Below are 261 nucleotides of genomic sequence, written 5' to 3' on the forward strand. Positions count from 1 at the left end.
CGACCAGAATATGACCTTTCCGCTCGCTGCCGAGGAATCGTAATTATGGATGGTAATTTCCTGGTTTACAGTTGTGTCCTGAACCCAATACCATGTCAGTGTTGCTTCGGTCACACGTACATCAGGAATTATACTTTTGGTACCTGCGACTTTTTCCTGATTTGGTACCGAAAGTGTCATTTTTCCGTCTGAGAGAATTTTAACCTTAGCATCGATTTCTTTAAATTCTTCCTTGCGTTTTGAATCCATAATCATTAAACC

At 40.6% G+C, this 261-nt stretch carries 1 pseudogene; it reads right to left on the bottom strand.

The window, feature by feature from the left end:
- A pseudogene (locus METPAY_RS01810) lies at window positions 1-249 on the bottom strand (hypothetical protein); the annotation flags it as partial.
- Window positions 250-261: the final 12 nt, after the last annotated feature.

It is taken from the genome of Methanolacinia paynteri, assembly GCF_000784355.1.
Taxonomy (GTDB): Archaea; Halobacteriota; Methanomicrobia; order Methanomicrobiales; family Methanomicrobiaceae; genus Methanolacinia; species Methanolacinia paynteri.